17 protein-coding genes and 1 riboswitch are annotated in these 18,878 nt (G+C 73.6%); of the genes, 7 read left to right on the forward strand and 10 right to left on the reverse strand.

The features are described 5' to 3' along the window. Nucleotides 1-27: 27 nt before the first annotated feature. Entirely contained in the window at nucleotides 28-864 is an 837-nt protein-coding gene (locus AB0M18_RS08355; RefSeq protein WP_365756025.1) for an undecaprenyl-diphosphate phosphatase, read from the forward strand. A gap of 130 nt (nucleotides 865-994) precedes the next feature. Here AB0M18_RS08355 and AB0M18_RS08360 read toward each other — a convergent pair whose 3' ends face one another. The 5 genes from AB0M18_RS08360 to htpX all read right to left on the reverse strand — a co-directional run bounded on the left by AB0M18_RS08360 (nucleotide 995) and on the right by htpX (nucleotide 5,825). After that, a complete protein-coding gene (locus tag AB0M18_RS08360; protein WP_365756026.1) occupies nucleotides 995-1,801 on the reverse strand; it encodes an ABC transporter ATP-binding protein in 807 nt (268 codons plus the stop codon). Then, nucleotides 1,798-2,817 carry an iron chelate uptake ABC transporter family permease subunit gene (locus AB0M18_RS08365; RefSeq protein WP_365756027.1) on the reverse strand — a complete coding sequence of 340 codons (1,020 nt, stop codon included), beginning with the start codon at nucleotides 2,815-2,817 and terminating at the stop codon, nucleotides 1,798-1,800. Before AB0M18_RS08365 ends, AB0M18_RS08360 begins: the two co-directional genes overlap by 4 nt. After that, nucleotides 2,814-3,896 carry an ABC transporter substrate-binding protein gene (locus AB0M18_RS08370; protein ID WP_365756028.1) on the reverse strand — a complete coding sequence of 361 codons (1,083 nt, stop codon included), beginning with the start codon at nucleotides 3,894-3,896 and terminating at the stop codon, nucleotides 2,814-2,816. The genes AB0M18_RS08365 and AB0M18_RS08370 overlap by 4 nt, the downstream gene beginning before the upstream one ends. 88 nt (nucleotides 3,897-3,984) lie before the next feature. Then, nucleotides 3,985-4,148, reverse strand: a riboswitch (cobalamin riboswitch). 77 nt (nucleotides 4,149-4,225) lie between these two features. Continuing rightward, on the reverse strand, nucleotides 4,226-4,888 hold the full coding sequence (locus AB0M18_RS08375) for a hypothetical protein (RefSeq protein WP_365756029.1): 663 nt from the start codon (nucleotides 4,886-4,888) through the stop codon (nucleotides 4,226-4,228). 19 nt (nucleotides 4,889-4,907) lie between these two features. After that, nucleotides 4,908-5,825, reverse strand: coding sequence for a zinc metalloprotease HtpX (htpX, locus tag AB0M18_RS08380; protein WP_365756030.1), 918 nt, complete (start codon nucleotides 5,823-5,825; stop codon nucleotides 4,908-4,910). 328 nt (nucleotides 5,826-6,153) lie between these two features. Here htpX and AB0M18_RS08385 point away from each other — a divergent pair, with 328 nt between their 5' ends. Then, nucleotides 6,154-6,795, forward strand: coding sequence for a class I SAM-dependent methyltransferase (locus tag AB0M18_RS08385; RefSeq protein WP_365756031.1), 642 nt, complete (start codon nucleotides 6,154-6,156; stop codon nucleotides 6,793-6,795). 41 nt (nucleotides 6,796-6,836) lie between these two features. Here the strand turns inward: AB0M18_RS08385 and AB0M18_RS08390 are convergent, their stop codons facing one another. Further along, a complete protein-coding gene (locus AB0M18_RS08390; protein WP_365756033.1) occupies nucleotides 6,837-7,244 on the reverse strand; it encodes a hypothetical protein in 408 nt (135 codons plus the stop codon). A gap of 335 nt (nucleotides 7,245-7,579) precedes the next feature. Between AB0M18_RS08390 and AB0M18_RS08395 the strand changes: the two genes are divergently transcribed. The 3 genes from AB0M18_RS08395 to AB0M18_RS08405 all read left to right on the forward strand — a co-directional run bounded on the left by AB0M18_RS08395 (nucleotide 7,580) and on the right by AB0M18_RS08405 (nucleotide 13,128). Then, on the forward strand, nucleotides 7,580-8,773 hold the full coding sequence (locus AB0M18_RS08395; protein WP_365756034.1) for a cytochrome P450: 1,194 nt from the start codon (nucleotides 7,580-7,582) through the stop codon (nucleotides 8,771-8,773). 44 nt (nucleotides 8,774-8,817) lie between these two features. After that, nucleotides 8,818-9,558 (forward strand): SOS response-associated peptidase, encoded by a 741-nt coding sequence (locus AB0M18_RS08400; RefSeq protein WP_365756035.1) that lies wholly within the window; start codon nucleotides 8,818-8,820, stop codon nucleotides 9,556-9,558. 159 nt (nucleotides 9,559-9,717) lie between these two features. After that, nucleotides 9,718-13,128: a pyruvate carboxylase gene (locus tag AB0M18_RS08405; RefSeq protein ID WP_365756036.1), complete on the forward strand. Its 3,411-nt coding sequence runs from the start codon at nucleotides 9,718-9,720 to the stop codon at nucleotides 13,126-13,128. Between the two features lie 11 nt (nucleotides 13,129-13,139). Here AB0M18_RS08405 and AB0M18_RS08410 read toward each other — a convergent pair whose 3' ends face one another. Together AB0M18_RS08410 and AB0M18_RS08415 are read right to left on the reverse strand one after the other, a co-directional pair. Continuing rightward, nucleotides 13,140-14,147 (reverse strand): HEAT repeat domain-containing protein, encoded by a 1,008-nt coding sequence (locus AB0M18_RS08410; protein WP_365756037.1) that lies wholly within the window; start codon nucleotides 14,145-14,147, stop codon nucleotides 13,140-13,142. 3 nt (nucleotides 14,148-14,150) lie between these two features. After that, on the reverse strand, nucleotides 14,151-14,813 hold the full coding sequence (locus tag AB0M18_RS08415; RefSeq protein WP_365756038.1) for a HEAT repeat domain-containing protein: 663 nt from the start codon (nucleotides 14,811-14,813) through the stop codon (nucleotides 14,151-14,153). A 134-nt stretch (nucleotides 14,814-14,947) separates the two neighbouring features. On the opposite strand from AB0M18_RS08415, the gene AB0M18_RS08420 reads away from it, so the two are divergent. Both AB0M18_RS08420 and AB0M18_RS08425 read left to right on the forward strand, forming a co-directional pair. Further along, nucleotides 14,948-15,106 (forward strand): hypothetical protein, encoded by a 159-nt coding sequence (locus tag AB0M18_RS08420; RefSeq protein ID WP_365756039.1) that lies wholly within the window; start codon nucleotides 14,948-14,950, stop codon nucleotides 15,104-15,106. A gap of 37 nt (nucleotides 15,107-15,143) precedes the next feature. Next, on the forward strand, nucleotides 15,144-16,181 hold the full coding sequence (locus tag AB0M18_RS08425) for a hypothetical protein (protein WP_365756040.1): 1,038 nt from the start codon (nucleotides 15,144-15,146) through the stop codon (nucleotides 16,179-16,181). 34 nt (nucleotides 16,182-16,215) lie between these two features. Here the strand turns inward: AB0M18_RS08425 and ligA are convergent, their stop codons facing one another. Together ligA and AB0M18_RS08435 are read right to left on the reverse strand one after the other, a co-directional pair. Further along, the gene (gene ligA / locus AB0M18_RS08430; protein ID WP_365756041.1) at nucleotides 16,216-18,273 is read right to left on the reverse strand and encodes an NAD-dependent DNA ligase LigA; all 2,058 of its coding nucleotides are present in this window, start codon (nucleotides 18,271-18,273) and stop codon (nucleotides 16,216-16,218) included. Nucleotides 18,274-18,450: 177 nt separating this feature from the next. Further along, nucleotides 18,451-18,873: a four-helix bundle copper-binding protein gene (locus tag AB0M18_RS08435; RefSeq protein ID WP_365756042.1), complete on the reverse strand. Its 423-nt coding sequence runs from the start codon at nucleotides 18,871-18,873 to the stop codon at nucleotides 18,451-18,453. Nucleotides 18,874-18,878: the final 5 nt, after the last annotated feature.

Below are 18,878 nucleotides of genomic sequence, written 5' to 3' on the forward strand. Positions count from 1 at the left end.
GGTCGCCCGGAGGCAGAAAGGAACCCGATGAGCGCCATCAGCCTCGGTCAGGCCACCGTTCTCGGCATCGTCGAGGGCATCACCGAATTCCTGCCCATCTCCTCCACCGGGCATCTGAAGATCGCCGAGGGGCTGATGGGCATCCCGGTCGACGACCCGGCGGTGGTCGGCTTCTCGGCGGTGATCCAGGTCGGCGCGATCGCCGCCGTCCTCGTCTACTTCTTCAAGGACATCGTCCGCATCGCCACCGCCTGGGTGCGCGGCCTCGCGGACAAGGAGGAGCGCTACCACCACGACTACAAGTTCGCCTGGTGGATCATCTTCGCGACGATCCCCATCGTGGTGGTGGGCCTGGCGGCCAAGCCGCTGATCGACGGCCCGCTCGCCTCCCTGTGGGTGGTCGCCGCCTCGCTCATCGTCGGCAGTGGGGTGATGTGGGCGGCCGACCGGATGGGCCGGCACAAGCGCGGCGAGGACGACACGGACCTCAGGGACGCGATGCTGGTGGGCGGTTCGCAGATCCTCGCCCTGCTCTTCCCCGGCTTCTCGCGCTCCGGCGCCACGATGTCCACCGCCCTGATGCTGGACCTCGACCGGGTCGCCGCCACCCGTCTGTCCTTCTTCCTCGGCATCCCCGCGCTCACCGGCGCCGGTGTCTACGAACTCAAGGACGCCGTCGGCACCGGCGCGGGCACCGGCCCGCTGATCGTCGGCACGGCCGTCTCCTTCGTGGTGGCGTACGCGTCGATCGCCTGGCTGCTGAAGTACGTGGCCCAGCACTCCTTCAACGCGTTCGTGATCTACCGCCTGGTGGTGGGCGTCCTCCTCCTGGGCCTCCTGACGACGGGCGTCCTCTCCGCCTGAGCCTCCGGCCGGCGGGCCCCCGCGGCGGAGCTGCGGGGGTTCTTCGACGGGGCGTTCGGGGCGCTCGGGAGGGTGCTGCACGGACAGCAGGTCGCGCCGGAGAGCACCGCGTTCGGGCTCCGCACCGAGCTCAACTGGACGGCCGCGCGCTGACGACGGTCGCGACGGGCCCGAGGAAGCGGATGTGCGGGCGCCCGTCCGGGTCCGGACGGGAGACGTCGGCGCGCACGCCGTAGACCTCGGCGATCAGCTCCTTCGTCAGCACCTGCGCCGGCGGGCCGCTCGCCACCACCCGGCCCGCCCGCAGCACCACCAGATGGTCGCAGTACATCGCCGCCAGGTTCAGATCGTGCAGCGCGATCACGCTGGTCAGGCCGAGCCCGCCGAGCAGGGCGAGCAGGTCCAACTGGTGCTGGATGTCCAGGTGGTTGGTGGGCTCGTCGAGCAGCAGTTCACGCGGCTCCTGGGCGAGCGCCCGGGCGATCTGCACGCGCTGGCGCTCACCGCCCGACAACGTGCGCCACGCCCGGTCCGCCCGGTCGGCGAGCCCGGTGCGGGCCAGCGCCGAGCGTACCGCCGTCTCGTCGCCCGCCGAGGCCGGCGCCCACGCCCGGCGGTGCGGGACGCGCCCGAGCCGTACGACCTCCGACACCGTCAGATCGACCTGTGTGTCGGCGTGCTGCTCGACGGTGGCGAGCCGCCGCGCGACGGCCCCGCGGGGCAGCCCGGCCAGCGGATCGCCGTCAAGCGTCACCACCCCGGCGTCCGGCGCGAGCACCCCCGCGAGGATCCGCAGCAGCGTGGACTTCCCCGAACCGTTCGGCCCGAGCAGCCCGGTGACCTCCCCGGGGCGGGGCGCCAGGCCCACCCCGTCGAGCAGCACGGCACCGCCGGCCGTCCGCGACACCCCCTCGGCCCGCAGTCCCTGCCCCGTCACCGGGTCGCCCCCCTCGCCCGGTACAGGACGAGGACGAACGCCGGCACACCCACCAGCGAGGTCACCACGCCCACCGGCACCTCCTGCGGATCGAGCACGGTACGGGCCAGGGTGTCCGCCCACACCAGGAAGACCGCCCCCGCGAGCGCCGTCAGCGGCAGCAGGCGCGCATGCCCGGGCCCGGCGAGCATGCGTACGGCGTGCGGCAGGACCAGGCCGACGAAGCCGATCGCCCCGGCCGACGAGACCAGCGCGGCCGTCAGGAGCGCCGTCACGCACAGCAGCACCACCCGGGTCCGGGCCACCGAGACGCCGAGCGAGGCCGCCGCGTCCTCGCCGAACGCGAAGGCGTCCAGGGTTCGCGCGTACCCGCCGCAGATCAGCAGCGCCGCGGCGAGCACGGCCGCGCAGACCACGACATCCGTCCACCCCGCCCCCGTCAGCGAGCCCAGCAGCCAGAACAGCACGCCCCGTGTCGTCTCCGCGTCCGCCGCCGTCATCACGACGAACGACGTCAGCGCGGAGAAGAGCTGCATCGCGGCCACCCCGGCGAGCACCACCCGGTCCGTCGACCCGCCGAGGACATGGCTGAGGAACAGCACCAGCGCGAAGGAGAGCACCGCGCCCACGAACGCACCGCCGGTCACCGACACGGCGCCCCCGCCCACCCCGAGGACGACGACCGCGACCGCGCCCGTCGACGCGCCCGAGGACACCCCGAGCACGAAGGGATCGGCGAGCGGATTGCGCAGCAGCGACTGCATCACCGCGCCGCAGACGGCAAGTCCCGCACCGCACACGGCGGCGAGCAGCGTACGGGGCAGGCGCAGGTTCCAGACGATGCCGTCCCGGATCGGGCTCAGAACCGCCGTGTCCCCCGTGCCCAGATGTGTGACGAGCACCGACCACACATCGGCCACGGAGATGTCCGCCGGGCCGATCGTGATCGCGGCGGCCACCGACACGCACAGCAGCGCCAGCCCGCCCGTTCCCGAGAGGACGGCGACGCGGCTCACTTGGCGAGCCCGTACGCCCGCAACGCCGCCGCGACCTTCTCGACGCCCTCGACCGTCCGCACGGTCGGGTTCATCGCCTGGCCGCTGAGGATCACGTACCGCTTCCCCTTCACCGCCGTCATGTTCTTCGTGACCGGATGCGACTCCAGGAACTCGATCTTCTTCGCGGCACTCTCCGCCGACTGCGCCTTCCGCGTCAGATCGGCGATCACCAGCACATCGGGATCGCGGTCGGCGACCGTCTCCCAATTGATCTGCGGCCACTCCTCCTTGGTGTCGTCGAAGACGTTCCGCACCCCGAGGGTGGTGCTGACGATCCCGGGCGCGCCGCAGCACCCGGCCATGTACGGACCCTGCGAGTCCGAGAACCAGTAGAGGACGGACGCGCCGCCGAAGTCCGCGCCGGCGCGGGCCTTCACCACGCGTGCCTTCAGCTCGCCGATCAGCTTCTCGCCGCGCTCCGGCACGCCGAACACCCGCGCCAGGTCACGGATCTCCCGGTACACCGTCTCCATCGTCAGCGGCCGGGTCCGGACGCCGTCGCCGTCCCCGCTGTTGTCCTTGTCGACGCAGTCGGTGGGGGAGAGATACGTGGGGACGCCCAGCTGGGCGAAGCGCTCGCGCGGCGCCACGCCGCCCTTGCCGAGGGTGTAGAGGAAGGAGGCGCTGACGAAGTCCGGCTCGGTGTCGAGCACGTTCTCGAAGGAGGGGTAGCGGTCGGCGAGCCGGGGTACGGAGGCGTTCGCCTTCTCCAGGCCCTTCAGGACCGGGTCCGTCCAGGTCGCCGTGCCCACCATCCGGTCGGCGAGGCCGAGCGACAGCAGGATCTCGGCCGAACCCTGGTCGAGCGCCACGGCCCGGCGCGGCGGCGCGGTGAAGGTGACCCGCTGCCCGCAGTTCTCCAGGGTGACCGGATAGCCGGCCTTGGCATCCCCCTTGGCGGAAGAGCCGGACGATCCGGCGGACCCGGACGGTCCGGGGGCGGCCGGGTCGCCGGTGCCGCAGCCGGCGGCCAGCACGGCCCCGGTCACGAGCAGCACGGCGGAACGAAGGGCACGGGCGGGGAGTGCGAGGGGCACGCGGGAATCCTCTGCGTCCACGGCTCATACGCGGAGCCTGTCGTAGGTCATCCCCGGACGACGTCGGTACCGTGCCGGGGCCGCCAGCAGGTCTTCGGACTCGGGGTCACTCGGACGGAACGCCTTCCCGGGTCGTACGCCGTACGTCGCACGTCATGCGTGACCGCACGTGACGCGGCTGCCCCAGTGGCCGATGCCCCGCCCGTCACCCTCACCGCTGCGCGTCAGCTCCGGATTCCCACCGGATTCCCTGACCCGTGCACAGGACGGCCGCTCACGCGGAGTCCGTGCGGAGGTACGACTGGCCCGGGCAAACTACCACAGGGCGATCATGGTCCGGGCGGCCGGTCCGCCCCGTCCGGCCCCGCCCCGCCGAGCCCCGGAGCGCCCCACACCGGGAACCACCGCTCCATGTCCGGCTCCAGTGCCAGGTCGCCCGCGAGCAGCGCCCTGACCTGCAACTCCAGCGCGTTGTCGCGGGTCTCGGCACGATCCGGACGCGGTGCGAAGGGATAGAAGGTGCCGCGCTTGTAGAGGTAGACGAGCGCCAGGTCGCGCGCCCGGTGTTCGCCGGCCCCGGGCGCGCGGAACGCGGTCAGGGAGCAGAGCAGATTCGGCCCGAAGCCCGCCTCCTCAAGCAGCGAATTGACCGCGTGCAGGTCGTTGACCAGCGTGATCAGGTCCTCGGCGGGGCGGCGGACGGTGAGCCAGGTGTAGCCGTACGCGTCCGGGGTGTACGTCACGGGCGCCGTGCCGCCCGTCGCGCCGGGCGGCCCCGCCGCCCCCGCCGCGTCGAGCAGCTCCCGTACCTCCTCCTTCAACCGCGCGAAGGCCCCGCCCTCCACCGCCGCGAAACACACCGACCCCGCGCCCGTCGGCACGAAGCCGGTGCCCGCCTGGAGGGTGAGGGCCGCGGCCGGAAGCCCGAAGAGCCGGTCGAGATCCGGCCGTACCGGCCGGCTGCGCCCGAGGATGCTGTCGAGGAGTCCCACCGCCGTGCCGCCTCCCGCCTCACGCCTCGCCGAGCTGCGCCGAGATCCGCGCCAGCTGTTCGAGCCGCTGCTCCAGGGTGGGGTGGCTGGAGAGCAGCCGGCTCAGGCTCTCCTTCGAGGAGAACGCCGGCGCGAACCAGAAGGCGTTGTACGGCTCCGCCTTGCGCAGGTCCTTCGTCGGGATCCGGGCCATCTCGCCGCTCACCTTGGTGAGCGCGGACGCCAGCGCCGACGGGCGGCCGGTGAGCAGTGCGGCGGCCCGGTCCGCGGCCAGCTCGCGGTAGCGGGAGAGCACCCGGGTGAGGAGGAAGCTCACGATGTACACGGCCGCGCTGACGACCGGCACGAGGAGCACGGCGACGCCCATCGCGCTGTCCCGGCTGCGCCCGAGGCCGCTGTAGAGCGCGACGCGGGTCATCACCCCGGCGAGGACACCGAGGAAGGAGGCGATCGTCATGACCGCGACGTCGCGGTGCGCCACGTGCGACATCTCGTGCGCGAGGACCCCCTCCAGCTCCTCCGGCTCCAGGCGCCGCAGCAGGCCCGTCGTCACGCAGACCAGCGCGGTCTTCTCGCCGCGCCCGGTGGCGAACGCGTTCGGCACGTCGCTCTCCGCGATCGCCACCTTCGGCTTCGGCATGTCGGCGAGCGCGCAGATCCGGTCGACGGTGCCGTGCAGCTCCGGTGCCTGCTCGCGGGTCACCTCGCGCGCGCCCATGCCGAGCGCGGCGATCTTGTCGCTGAACCAGAACTGCCCGACGAACAGCGCGCCCGTGATCAGCAGGATGATCGGCCAGGACCCGCGCAGCAGCACGAGCAGGACGCCGACGAACACCACGTAGAGGAGGCCGATCAGGAACATCGTCGTCGCCATGCGCGTCGCGAGCCCCCGGTCGGGGGCGTAGCGCGAGCGGGACGAGGACCGTGTTCTGGCCATGCGCGCACCCTCTTCCCGGAGCGGACGGAACCGGCCGTGCCCGAGCCGGGCCGGCCTTCCGCCCCTCTCCTGCCAGTGTGCTCCCCCGCCCGCGGGAACGGCCGCCCCGCCCGTACGTGGACGCGCACGACTCGTGGGGGCGCCGTGTTTCGGCCGTCCGGCAGTTTCCGCACGTCGCTTTCGCCGTACCGGAGACGGGGCGGCCGGGTCCGCGCTACCGTGGTGGTGGGCCCGGCCTCGCACCTCCCCCGTGTGCGACGGCCGGGCCCACCTGTGTCGCGTGCGACCGGGACGGCCGGTGTCAGTGCCAGGGGTTACGGTCGCGGGCATGGTCGAAGACGATGCCCTCCGCGCCACCCGCGAGGCCTACGACACCGCCGCACCCGTGTACGCGGAGCTGTTCCGGGATTCGCTGCGGGACAGTCCGCTGGACCGCGCGATGCTGAGCGCCTTCGCCGAGGCGGTCGGCGCCGGCGGAGGACACGTGGCGGACCTCGGTTGCGGGCCCGGACACGTCACCGCTCATCTCGCGGAGGCGGGGCTGGCGGCGTTCGGTGTGGACGCCTCGCCCGCGATGATCGGGCTGGCCCGGGAGGCCCATCCGGGGCTTCGGTTCGAGGTGGGGTCGATGAGCGCGCTCGACCTCGCCGACGGCGCCCTCGGCGGCATCCTGTCGCGGTGGTCCATCATCCACACGCCGCCGCGGGAAGTCCCCGCCGTTCTCGCCGAGTTCCACCGCGTGCTGGCCCCGGGGGGCCACCTCCTCCTCGGCTTCTGGGCCACCGACGATTCCGCCCCGGCCCTGGTCTCCGACCACGCGGTCGCACCCGCCTACCGCTGGTCGCCCGACCGACTCGCCGAGATGCTCCGCGAGTCCGGGATCGCGGAGGTCGCCCGCATGGTGCGGGCGCCCCAGCCCACCGACCGGCGCCAGTTCCCGGAGGTCCATCTGCTCGCCCGTAAGAACTAGGCCGTGTCTTTCGGGCTCGCCCCGGATCGGCCTGGGCCCGGTTACCCGTCCGCGCCGCCGCCCATGAGCACCCACGCCTCGCCGGGCCGCCGGGGGCGGCTGTGGACCAGGCGCAGGCGCGGCACGGCCCGCTCGTCCTCCGCCTCGACGAGGACGTGGCCCCGCGCGTGCAGCCGGTGGGTGCGGGCCCGGACGCCGTCGCGGCGGGTGACCGCCTCCTCGTCCAGGCGCAGGTCGAGACGGACCGCGGCCTCGGGGACCGCGCCGCCGTAGATCGGGCCGAGGCGCTGGACGCGTGCCACGAAGGCGGCGGCCTCGCCCGTGAGGCCGATGGGGAGCGCGCCCGCGTCCTGCGGCGGGATGAACCAGGTGTCGTACACGACGCCCGGCGGGTCCAGTTCCTTCAGGCGGTACTCCAGCCCGTCCCGGCCCGGCTCCTGTCGCCCCATCGGGTCCCTCGCTCTCCGTGTCGTGATGCCCACCACGACAATGACGCGCCGACGCCCGCGCGCGAGCCCCGGCCGGGGGCGCACAGGCGCACGTCGCGGCGCCCGGGGTGCGTGCGCCCGCCGACCGGGACCGGCCCGGGCCCCTGCCGGGCCATTGCCTTCGCTTCAGCTCATTGCAACAGTGCTTCTCTCTCGTTGCGTTCGACGGCAGCGTCATTGCATCAATTTCCTGCTCTTGACCTGGTGTTGCGTGGTTTCGATGATTGACCGATCTCTGAACGCAACGTAGCTTTCGGGATGTTCAAACACGTCATGTCGCGAGCTGAGGAGTGGCCATGAGTGAATCCCCGCAGACCTTCACGACGCCTACGACGCGTCAGCCGGGCTGTCCCTTCGACCCGCCGGCCGAGCTGACCGAGGCCCGTCGCCAGGGCCCCATCAGCCCCTTCACCCACATCGGCGGCAAGGCCGGCTGGCTCGTCACCGGCCACGACCTGGTCCGGTCCGTCCTGGCCGATCCGCGGTTCAGCGCGCGCAAGGACCTCCTGAACGTGGTCGACTTCGAGATCCCGCCGGCGCCGCCCGGCGAGTTCCTGCTGATGGACGATCCGGAGCACAGCCGCTACCGCAAGCCGCTGGTGAGCCGGTTCACCGCACGCCGGATGCGGCTGCTGAGCGAGCGCATCGAGCAGATCACCGCCGAGTGCCTGGACGCGATGGAGGCGGCCGGGCCGACGGCGGACCTCGTGACCGCGTTCGGCAAGCCCATCCCCACGATCGTCATCTGCGAGATCCTCGGCGTCCCGTACGAGGACCGCGCCTCCTTCCAGGAGCAGATCGACACCTTCATGGGCGGGGAGACCAGCGACGAGGACCTGATCGCCGCGTACACGGCGACCCAGGAGTACCTCGCGGAGCTCGTCGCCGCCAAGCGCGCGCACCCCACCGACGACGTGCTCAGCGAGCTCACCGAGACCGACCTGACCGACGAGGAGCTGAAGGGGATCTCGCTGATCCTCCTCGCCGCCGGGTTCGACACCACCGCGAACATGCTCTCCCTCGGCACCTTCGCCCTGCTCCAGCACCCGGACCAGCTCGCCGCGCTGCGCGAGGACCCGACGCTGATCGACCAGGCGGTGGAGGAACTCCTCCGCTACCTCAGCGTCGCCAAGTCCTTCATGCGGACGGCCCTGGAGGACGTCGAGCTCGGCGGGCAGACCGTCAAGGCCGGCACGACCGTGCTCCTCGCGTACAACACCGCCAACCGCGACCCCGAGCGCTTCGCCGACCCCCACGTCCTCGACATCCGCCGCAAGCCCGTCCCCGGCGGCCACCTCGCCTTCGGCCACGGCATCCACCTCTGCCTCGGCCAGCAGCTCGCCCGCATCGAGATGCGGGCCGCCTTCACCGCCCTCCTCGACCGCTTCCCGACCCTGCGCCTCGCCGTCCCCGCCGAAGAGGTCGTACTGCGCCCGGAGACGGCCGACATCTACGGCGTGAAGAGCCTCCCGGTCACCTGGGACGTCTGACCGGGCACCCCGCCCAGCGGCCCCCCCCGTGGCACAGTGGCCGTATGTGCGGCCGATACGCCTCCACCCGGAGTCCCCAGGACCTGACCCGGCTCTTCGACGTGACCGAGTGGCGCCCCGAGGAGACGCTCGCGCCCAGCTGGAACGTCGCGCCCACCGACCCCGTGTACGCCGTCCTCGAACGGACCGCCCGCCACGGCGGCGACGAGGGGGAGGTGCGGCGCGAGCTGAGGGCGCTGCGCTGGGGGCTCGTACCGTCGTGGGCGAAGGACGCCAAGGGCGGGGCGCGGATGATCAACGCGCGGGTGGAGACCGTGCACGAGAAGCCCGCGTACCGGAAGGCCTTCGCCAAGCGGCGCTGTCTGCTGCCCGCCGACGGCTTCTACGAGTGGGACCCCGTCAAGGACGAGAAGACCGGAAAGGTCCGCAAACAGCCGTACTTCATCCACCCCGCGGACGACACGGTGATGGCGCTCGCGGGCCTCTACGAGTACTGGCGCGACCCCGACGTCGCGGACGACGACGACCCCGGCGCCTGGCTCATGACCTGCACCGTCATCACCACCGAGGCCACCGACGAGGCCGGCCGGGTGCACCCCCGCATGCCGCTCGCCCTCACCCCCGACCACTACGACACCTGGCTCGACCCGCACCACCAGGACACCCACGACCTGCGCGCCCTGCTCACCAGCCCCGCCGACGGGCGCCTCGACGCACTCGCCGTCTCCCCGGCCGTCAACAACGTCCGCAACAACGGCCCGCACCTCCTCGACCCGGCCGGCTGACCGACCCTCAGACCCGCGGCCGATCGGCCCGATGATCCATGTCACTGCCCCGGGACCTTCAGACCGCGGCCCCGCACCCCGTAGCGTGACGGAGACGAACCGGCCGCTCGCCGAGTGCGACGCGGGTGCGCCCACGGCCACGAGGTGAAGGGATCACGGATGTTCCGCAAGGTGCTGGTGGCCAACCGCGGGGAGATCGCGATTCGCGCGTTCCGCGCCGGCTACGAACTGGGGGCGCGCACCGTCGCCGTCTTCCCGCACGAGGACCGCAACTCGCTGCACCGGCTGAAGGCCGACGAGGCGTACGAGATCGGGGAGCCCGGGCATCCCGTACGGGCCTACCTCTCCGTGGAGGAGATCATCCGGGCGGCCCGGAAGGCCGGCGCCGACGCCGTCTACCCGGGCTACGGCTTCCTCTCCGAGAACCCCGAACTCGCCCGCGCCTGCGAGGAGGCGGGCATCACGTTCGTCGGGCCGTCCGTGCAGACCCTGGAGCTGACCGGCAACAAGGCCCGCGCCGTCGCCGCCGCCCGCGCGGCCGGCGTACCCGTGCTCGGCTCCTCCGCGCCCTCCACCGACGTCGACGAACTCGTCGCCGCCGCCGAGGAGATCGGCTTCCCGGTCTTCGTCAAGGCCGTCGCCGGCGGCGGTGGCCGCGGCATGCGCCGCGTCGAGGACCGTGCCGCGCTGCGCGAGTCCATCGAGGCGGCGGCCCGCGAGGCCGAGTCCGCGTTCGGCGACGCCACCGTCTTCCTGGAGAAGGCCGTCGTCGACCCCCGCCACATCGAGGTGCAGATCCTCGCCGACGGCGAGGGCGACGTCATCCACCTCTACGAGCGCGACTGCTCGGTCCAGCGCCGCCACCAGAAGGTCATCGAGCTCGCGCCCGCCCCGAACCTCGACCCGGCCGTCCGGCAGCGCATCTGCGAGGACGCCGTCCGCTTCGCCCGCACCATCGGCTACCGCAACGCGGGCACCGTCGAGTTCCTCCTCGACCGCGAGGGCAACCACGTCTTCATCGAGATGAACCCGCGCATCCAGGTCGAGCACACGGTGACCGAGGAGGTCACCGACATCGACCTCGTACAGGCGCAGCTCCGCATCGCCGCCGGCGAGACCCTCGCCGACCTCGGCCTCGCCCAGGAGTCGGTGGTGCTGCGCGGCGCCGCCCTGCAGTGCCGGATCACCACCGAGGACCCCGCCAACGGCTTCCGCCCCGACACCGGCATGATCAGCGCCTACCGCTCGCCGGGCGGCTCCGGCATCCGCCTCGACGGCGGCACCACCCACGCCGGCACCGAGGTCAGCGCCCACTTCGACTCCATGCTGGTCAAACTGACCTGCCGGGGCCGGGACTTCCGCGCCGCCGTCGGCCGCGCCCGGCGCGCCGTCGCCGAGTTCCGCATCCGCGGCGTCTCCACCAACATCCCCTTCCTGCAGGCCGTCCTCGACGACCCGGACTTCCAGGCCGGGCAGGTCACCACCGCCTTCATCGAGCAGCGCCCGCACCTGCTCACCGCCCGCCACTCCGCCGACCGCGGCACCAAGCTCCTCACGTACCTCGCCGACATCACCGTCAACAAGCCGCACGGCCCCCGGCCCGAGTTGATCGCCCCGACCGCCAAGCTGCCCCGGCTCCCCGCCGGCACACAGGCCGGAGGATCCCGACCCGGCGCCCCGGCCGCGCCGCCCGCCGGCTCCAAGCAGCGGCTCACCGCCCTCGGCCCCGAGGGCTTCGCCCGCGGCCTGCGCGAGTCGCCGACCATCGGCGTCACCGACACCACCTTCCGCGACGCCCACCAGTCGCTCCTCGCCACCCGGGTGCGCACCAAGGACCTGCTCGCCGTCGCCCCCGCCGTCGCACACACCCTGCCGCAGCTGCTCTCCCTCGAATGCTGGGGCGGCGCCACCTACGACGTCGCGCTCCGCTTCCTCGCCGAGGACCCCTGGGAGCGGCTCGCCGCCCTGCGCGAAGCCGTACCGAACATCTGCCTGCAGATGCTCCTCCGCGGCCGCAACACCGTGGGCTACACCCCGTACCCCACCGAGGTGACCGACGCCTTCGTGCAGGAGGCCGCCGCCACCGGCATCGACATCTTCCGCATCTTCGACGCGCTCAACGACGTACGGCAGATGCGGCCCGCCATCGACGCCGTGCGCGAGACCGGCACCGCCGTCGCCGAGGTCGCGCTCTGCTACACCGCCGACCTCTCCGACCCGTCGGAGCGCCTCTACACCCTCGACTACTACCTGCGGCTCGCCGAGCAGATCGTCGAGGCCGGCGCCCACGTCCTGGCCGTCAAGGACATGGCCGGTCTCCTGCGCGCCCCCGCCGCGGCCACCCTGGTCTCCGCGCTGCGCCGGGAGTTCGACCTGCCGGTGCACCTGCACACCCACGACACGGCGGGCGGCCAGCTCGCCACGTACCTCGCGGCGATCCAGGCCGGGGCCGACGCCGTCGACGGCGCCGTGGCCTCCATGGCCGGCACCACCTCGCAGCCCTCGCTGTCCGCGATCGTCGCCGCGACCGACCACTCCGACCGGCCCACCGGACTCGACCTGCAGGCCGTCGGCGACCTGGAGCCGTACTGGGAGACCGTCCGCCGGATCTACGCCCCCTTCGAGGCCGGCCTCGACGCGCCGACCGGGCGCGTCTACCACCACGAGATCCCCGGCGGCCAGCTCTCCAACCTGCGCACCCAGGCCGTCGCCCTCGGCCTCGGCGACCGCTTCGAGGACGTCGAGACCACCTACGCCGCCGCCGACCGGATGCTCGGCCGGCTCGTCAAGGTCACCCCCTCCTCCAAGGTCGTCGGCGACCTCGCCCTGCACCTCGTCGGCGCCGGCGTCGCCCCCGAGGACTTCGAGGCGGCACCCGAGCGCTTCGACATCCCCGACTCCGTCGTCGGCTTCCTCCACGGAGAACTCGGCACCCCGCCCGGCGGCTGGCCGGAACCCTTCCGCACCAAGGCCCTCCAGGGCCGCGCCGGACCCAAGCCCATGCAGGACCTCGGCGCCGACGACCGCGAGGGCCTCGCCAAGGACCGCCGCGCCACGCTCAACCGCCTGCTGTTCCCCGGCCCCACCAAGGCGTACGAGGCACACCGCCAGGCGTACGGCGACACCAGCGTCCTCGACAGCAAGGACTTCTTCTACGGGCTGCGCCCCGGCAAGGAGTACGCCGTCGACTTCGGCCCCGGCGTGCGCCTGCTCATCGGGCTCGAGGCGATCGGCGAGGCCGACGAACGCGGCATGCGCACCGTCCTGTCCACCCTGAACGGACAGCTCCGCCCCATCCAGGTCCGCGACCAGGCCGCCGCGGCCGACCTCCCGGTCACCGAGAAGGCCGACCGCGCCAACCCCGCCCATGTGGCGGCCCCGTTCGCGGGCGTCGTCACCCTGGCCGTCGCCGAGGGCGACGAGGTCGAGGCCGGGGCGACCGTCGCCACCATCGAGGCCATGAAGATGGAGGCCTCCATCACCGCCCCGAGGAGCGGCCGGGTGTCCCGGCTCGCCATCACCCGCATCCAGCAGGTGGAGGGCGGCGACCTGCTCGTCGAACTCGCCTGACCGGGGCGCTCCTACCCGGCCGCGCGCAGCGAAAGCACGTACGTCGCGGTCAGCGCGACGCCCGGGTCCTCGTCCCCGGCAAGGTCCGCCAGGGCGCGGGAGGTCGTGTCGCCGGGGACGCCCGCGAGGGCCTGGGTCAGACGGCGGCGCGTGGACGGGTCGGGGCCGCCGCGGGACAGGCGGTCGAGGAGCCCGGTCGCGATCCGGTCCGCCACGCCCGGATCGGCCGCCAACGTGCTCAGGGCGTCGGCCGCGTCCCCGTCGTTGCGCCCCTCGACGACCATGTCGACCAGCGTCGGGACCGCGTCGGCGTCCCCCCGCGCGCCGAGGGCCAGGGCCGCGTACCCGCGCACCACGACGTCCTGGTGGCCGAGCGCGCCCGCCAGCAGCTCGCTCGCCGTGTCGCCCGGGAGCTCCGCCAGGGAGCGGACGGCCCGCTTCCGTACGGCGGCGGAGGGCGCGCCCAGGCCCTGCGCGAGGAGCACCGCACCCCGCTCCCCGCCCGACTGGGCCAGCGCCCAGCGCAGCGCCCCGGCCACGTTCGGATCCGGCTCGCCGAGCACGGCCTCGACCAGTGCCTCCACCGGTACGGGCACCTCCTCGACCGCCGAGAACGCCGCGCGCTGCCGCGCCCCCGGGCTCGGCGACCGCAGCGCCTGCAACAACGCGACGGTCTGCAGCACGTCCTCCCAGCCGGCGGGCTCCGCGGCGCCGATCCGGCGCAGCCGGGTGAGGAGTTCCGTCTCCGCCGCGATCCGCTCCTCGGTCCGGCGGACAAGGTCCGCGACGAGTTCCGCCGGCGCGAAGCCGGGGTCGTCGAGCGCCCGCCCGACATCGCGCAGCGAAAGCCCCAGGGACCGCAGGCTCTCGATGTGGAAGACCCGCCGGATGTTCTCGTCGGAGTACTCCCGGTAGCCCGTGCCGCTGCGCCCCGTCGGCCGCACCAGGCCCAGCGACTCGTAATGCCGCAGCATCCGCGCGCTGACCCCCGAGCGTCGCGCGACCTCACCGATCCGCACGGCCTACCGCCCCTCCTCGCCTGCCACGCCCAGGGCCACGACCCGCTTCGCCTCCTCGATCGCGAACTCGAAACCGGCGTCCGGGTCCCGCCACAACCGCTCCGTGGCCAGCGCGTGCGTCCGCACGTGCGGGTCCGGATGCGTCGTCGCGGCGCCCACGGCCGGCAGCATCACCTCCCCGAGCGCGATCAGGGCCCGGCTCAGGCTCAGCCGCGTCTCGCGCGCGCCGCGCCCGAGCTGCCCCGCCAACACTACGGCCAGCGCGCCCTCCTCACCCTGAGGCACGAGCACCACCGCCGCCCGCCAGGCGCAGCGCGCCACCTCGTCGTCGGCGTCGGCGAGCAGCGCGGGCGTGATCACCGGCCAGGCCCGCCGGTCCCCGATCTTGGACAGCGTGTGCAGCGCCTGGCTCCGCGCCCGCGCCCGCCCCGAGCGGACCTCGGCCACGAGCAGCGGGACCGTCGCCGACGCCGCGTGCCGGGTGAGCGCCCACGTCAGCATCTCCCGCACCTGGAACTCGGGCTCCACCGCACACCGTTCGACGAGCGCGCCGACGTACGCCGGGTCCGGGGTCGTGCCGATCGCGAGCGCCGCTCTCAGGCGCATGGACGCGCCCGCGTGCTCCAGTCCGCGCAGCACCGCCCGGTCCGGGTTGTTCGTGGTCATCAGGCCACCTCCCGCACCGCAGTGAAGACCTTGTCACCGTGTCAAGGTCAAGCGGAGCCGGGACCGTCGCGGGAACCGCCGAGGGGGTGGGCGGACTCTGGATGGGAGTAGACCCTCCGACAAAGGAAGACCCCGTGATCACGCTGACCAAGGAAGACGGCCCGGCAGACCTCGACGGTCCATCGGCAGCGGCTACGACCAGACCGGCCACGGCGCCGGCCACGACGCCCGGCAAGGTCAGGCAGGGCGACGAGCACGCCCTGACGCGCCTCGCGGTCAGCACGTGGGCGTGACGGTCCGGCGAGAGGTACGGGGGTCGGGGTGAGCCGGGTGCTCTATGACGAGCAGTCGTGGAATCCGCTGGCGCGGACGGTCCGGCTGACCGAGGACGGACTGCGCAGGGGAGGCCGGACCACGGCCCTGGGCGAGCTGAACCTCGCGGCCATGGCCGAGGCGTATCAGCGCGGCCGCTGGCTCGGCGGCGGAGGCGCCGAACGCCCGCTGGACCGGCTGCCCCAGGGCGCCGGCGCGGTCCCGGTCACCCGGGTGACCGGCACCAGCAAGCCGGTGAAGGTCCGCCGGGCGGCCGAGTTCGCCCGCGAACTGGGCGAACTGGCCCTGCGGCACAGCGGCGGTCCGGAGGGCGTGGGCGCCCTCGCGAGCCGCGCCTGGGCCGAAGGCGTACCGCTGTGGATCGCCCGGCGGCACACGCAGGGTCCCGCCGGGCCGATCACCGTCGCCGTGGACCGGCGGCTCGTGCGCGTCGACGTGTGGGGGCCACGCGCTCCGGTCGTACGGATCCGGGCGCCGCGCGGCTTCCACCGCGACGAGGCAGACCCGGCCAAGGGCCTGCGCCTGACCGTCGGCGAGGCCACGGCCGGTCTCGCCCTGCGGAAGAGGCTCCGCAAGTCGAGGAGTTCGGTGGACGTCCGGCTGCCGGGCGGCCCGCACTGGACGCTGCGCCGCGACGGCTCGGCGAGTTCCTGGCTGCTGCGCGACGACCGGCGCGTCGCCCTGCTGACCCGGCCCCCGCGCCGCCCCGCCGTCGAACCGGGCTCGCTGCTGCTGCCCCTCGCCCCGGTCCGGTACGAGAGCACCGACCCGCTGGACGCCGTCATGGCCCAGGTCTTCGCCGTCGCCTTCGGCCTCGGCGACACCACCGGTCTGGCCCGCTTCCGCTCCGAACGGCGGGTCGCGGACGGCGCCGAGCCGGTCGTCACCGACGCCGACTGGGACCGCTCCTGGTTCAGCAACCTGGGCAGCGGCAGCGACGACAACGAGCCCGGCGGAGGCGACGGCTGGGGCTCGGACGGCGGCGACGGCGCAGGAGGAGACGGCGGCGGAGACGGCGGGGGCGGCGGCGACTAGGGCCGCACACCGGCCCGTCCGGCCAGGCGCCGCGTCAGGCGAGGTGGTCGGCGATCAGCGCCGCGAACTCCTCCTCACCGAGCACCCGCGTGCCGAGCTGCTCGGCCTTGGCGAGCTTCGACCCGGCGCCCTCGCCCGCGACGAGGATGGTCGTCTTCTTCGACACGCTTCCGGAGGCCGTCCCGCCCGCACGCTCGATGAGCTCGTTCATCTCGTTGCGATTGCGGCCGGCCAGCCGCCCGTGCATACCGCCCGTGACGACGACCGCCTCGCCCGCGAGCGGCTTGCCCTTCGACTCGTCCGCGCCGTCGGCCTCGGGCTCGACCATGTTCACCCCGGCCGCGACCAGCTTGTCGATCACCGGACCCAGGGCGGCTATGTGGGCCGCGATCTTCGGGGCGTTGGCACCGGGAAGCTTCTTCACCTCCGCCAACTCCTCCGGGGTCGCCGCCCGGACGGCCTCCATCGTGCCGAAGTGCCGGGCGATCTCCCGCGACAGCGTCCGCCCGGTCCGCACCACCCCGAGCGCGCAGAACACCCGGTGCAGCGGCTGCTCCTTCGCCTGCGCGAGCCGGCCGAGCAGCGACTCGGCGCGCTTGTCGCTGCCGGTGGCTTCGGCGAGCTGGTCGCGGGTGAGGAAGAACAGATCGGCCACGTCGTCCACGAGACCGGCCTCGACCAGCGCCTCCAGATAGGTCACGCCCAGGCCGTCGATGTCGAGCTGGTCACGGCCCACCGCGTACCGCAGCGCGGGCAGCCGCCCGCACCCGCCGCTCGCCCCGCCCGCGCACTCCCAGCGCTCGCCGGACGTGTCGATGTCCCCGCCGCATCCCGGGCACACCTCGGGCAGCACGATGTCGGTCTCCTCGCCGGTGCGCAGCGCCACCACCGGCGCCTCCACACGCGGGATGACGTCCCCCGCCTTGTACAGCACGACCGTGTCGCCCACCTTCAGGCCGGTGTTCCGGATGAAGGCCGGGTTGTGCAGCGTCGCGTACGTGACGGTGCTGCCGTCCACCTCGACGGGCTCCAGCACGGCGCGCGGCGCGATGTGCCCGGTGCGGCCGATGTTCCACTCCACGGCGAGCAGCCTGGTCCGCGCCTCCACCGGCGGCAGCTTGTACGCGATGGCCCAGTGCGGGTGGCGCGTACCGGAACCGGCGGCGTCCTGCTCGGCGTGGTCGTTCGCCTTGATCACCACCCCGTCGATCCCGAACGGCAGGTCCGCCCGCGCCCGCTGTATCTCCTCGACCCGCGCCTGCGCCTCGGCGAGCGTGCCGTACACGCGCAGCCCGATGTCGGTGGCCGTCGTCGTCTGCACGCCCAGGGCCGCGACCCGCGCCATGACGGCCTCGTGGCTCGCGCCCGCCCCCGCGACGAAAGCGGAACCGTCCAGCTCCACCGCCCCGTACGCGAAGAAGGTCGTCTCGATGGTGTAGGGCCGGTCCTTGGCCCGCAGCGTGCCGGCCGTGCCGTTGCGCGGGTTGGAGAAGGGCTTCGCGTTGTGCGCGGCCCGAATCTCGTTCGCCCGCTCGAACTGCTCGCGGGTCAGCAGCACTTCACCTCGTATCTCCACGGTCGCCCCGCCCGGCACCTCGGTCGGCAGACCCACGATCGAACCGATCGCATGGCTCAGGTCCTCGCCCTGCGCACCGTCCCCACGTCCCACGAGCTGCACGAGCCGCCCGTCCCGGTACCGCGCCGCCATCGCCGCCCCGTCGAGCTTCGGCTCCACCGCGTACCCGCCCGCCACCGGACGGTCGATCCGGCGGGCCAGCGAGGCGTCCCACTTCACCAGCCCCTCGGCGTCGAAGACGTTGTCCAGCGACAGCATGGCCACGGTGTGCGCCACCTCGCCCGCCGGCGCCACGCCCCCGCCGACCTTCCCGGTCGGCGAGTCCGCACGCACCTGATCGGGGTGCGCCAGCTCGTACCCGGCGATGCCGCGGGCCAGCGCGTCGTAGGAAGCGTCGTCGAGCGTCGTCTCCCCGTCCGCGTAGTAGGCGGCGCTCGCGGCGAGGGCCTGCTCGACCGCACGGTCGTAGGCGGCGCGGTCGGTCAGCGAAAGGGCGGGTACGGCAGTCGTCGTCATGCCTTCGATACTGACGCAGGGGTCTGACAACGGGCTCCCGGCCGGGGACGGGGGCACCCCCGCCCGGCTGTCCGGGCGGCGGTGGCGCCAGTGCGCCGCGGCGCCGAACCGGGCGTGCGTCCGTACCCGAAGTCTCCGTACGACGACTGCCCGTCGGGCGCGGCAGACGTCACCGCGTCAGCCCACGGGCTCCGGCAGCTCCAGCAGTTCCGCGCAGGCCTGTTCGCAGTCGCGGCAGGCCTCCGCGCAGATCCGGCAGTGCTCGTGCCGGTCCCCGTGCCGCTCGCACTCGTCGGCGCACGCGGCGCACACGGTGCGGCAGGCGACGAGCACGGACCGGACGACGTCGCCGTTCCGGACGGTCAGCCGGGTCAGGACGGCCGCCGTGGCCGTGCACAGGTCCGCGCAGTCGAGGTCCGTACGGACGGCCGCGGCCAGGGAGCGGATCTCGCTCTCGGCGAGGCAGGCGTCGGCGCACGCCGTGGACGCCTGGGCGCAGGCCATGCATCGCTCGACGCACCGGCTCAGGGCGTCGGCGTCGGCCGGCGCGATGGGGCCGACGGGATGGATGTTGAGCATGCCGCGAACGGCGGTCTCCATGACAC

The sequence above is a fragment of the Streptomyces sp. NPDC051909 genome, from assembly GCF_040681095.1.
GTDB lineage: Bacteria > Actinomycetota > Actinomycetes > Streptomycetales > Streptomycetaceae > Streptomyces.

Coding starts and splice junctions, on each gene's coding strand:
- AB0M18_RS08355 (WP_365756025.1), top strand. CDS start 28: ATGAGCGCCATCAGCCTCGGTCAGGCCACCGTTCTCGGCATCGTCGAG.
- htpX (WP_365756030.1), bottom strand. CDS start 5,825: ATGGCCAGAACACGGTCCTCGTCCCGCTCGCGCTACGCCCCCGACCGG.
- AB0M18_RS08385 (WP_365756031.1), top strand. CDS start 6,154: ATGGTCGAAGACGATGCCCTCCGCGCCACCCGCGAGGCCTACGACACC.
- AB0M18_RS08390 (WP_365756033.1), bottom strand. CDS start 7,244: ATGGGGCGACAGGAGCCGGGCCGGGACGGGCTGGAGTACCGCCTGAAG.
- AB0M18_RS08395 (WP_365756034.1), top strand. CDS start 7,580: ATGAGTGAATCCCCGCAGACCTTCACGACGCCTACGACGCGTCAGCCG.
- AB0M18_RS08400 (WP_365756035.1), top strand. CDS start 8,818: ATGTGCGGCCGATACGCCTCCACCCGGAGTCCCCAGGACCTGACCCGG.
- AB0M18_RS08405 (WP_365756036.1), top strand. CDS start 9,718: ATGTTCCGCAAGGTGCTGGTGGCCAACCGCGGGGAGATCGCGATTCGC.
- AB0M18_RS08415 (WP_365756038.1), bottom strand. CDS start 14,813: ATGACCACGAACAACCCGGACCGGGCGGTGCTGCGCGGACTGGAGCAC.
- ligA (WP_365756041.1), bottom strand. CDS start 18,273: ATGACGACGACTGCCGTACCCGCCCTTTCGCTGACCGACCGCGCCGCC.
- AB0M18_RS08435 (WP_365756042.1), bottom strand. CDS start 18,873: ATGGAGACCGCCGTTCGCGGCATGCTCAACATCCATCCCGTCGGCCCC.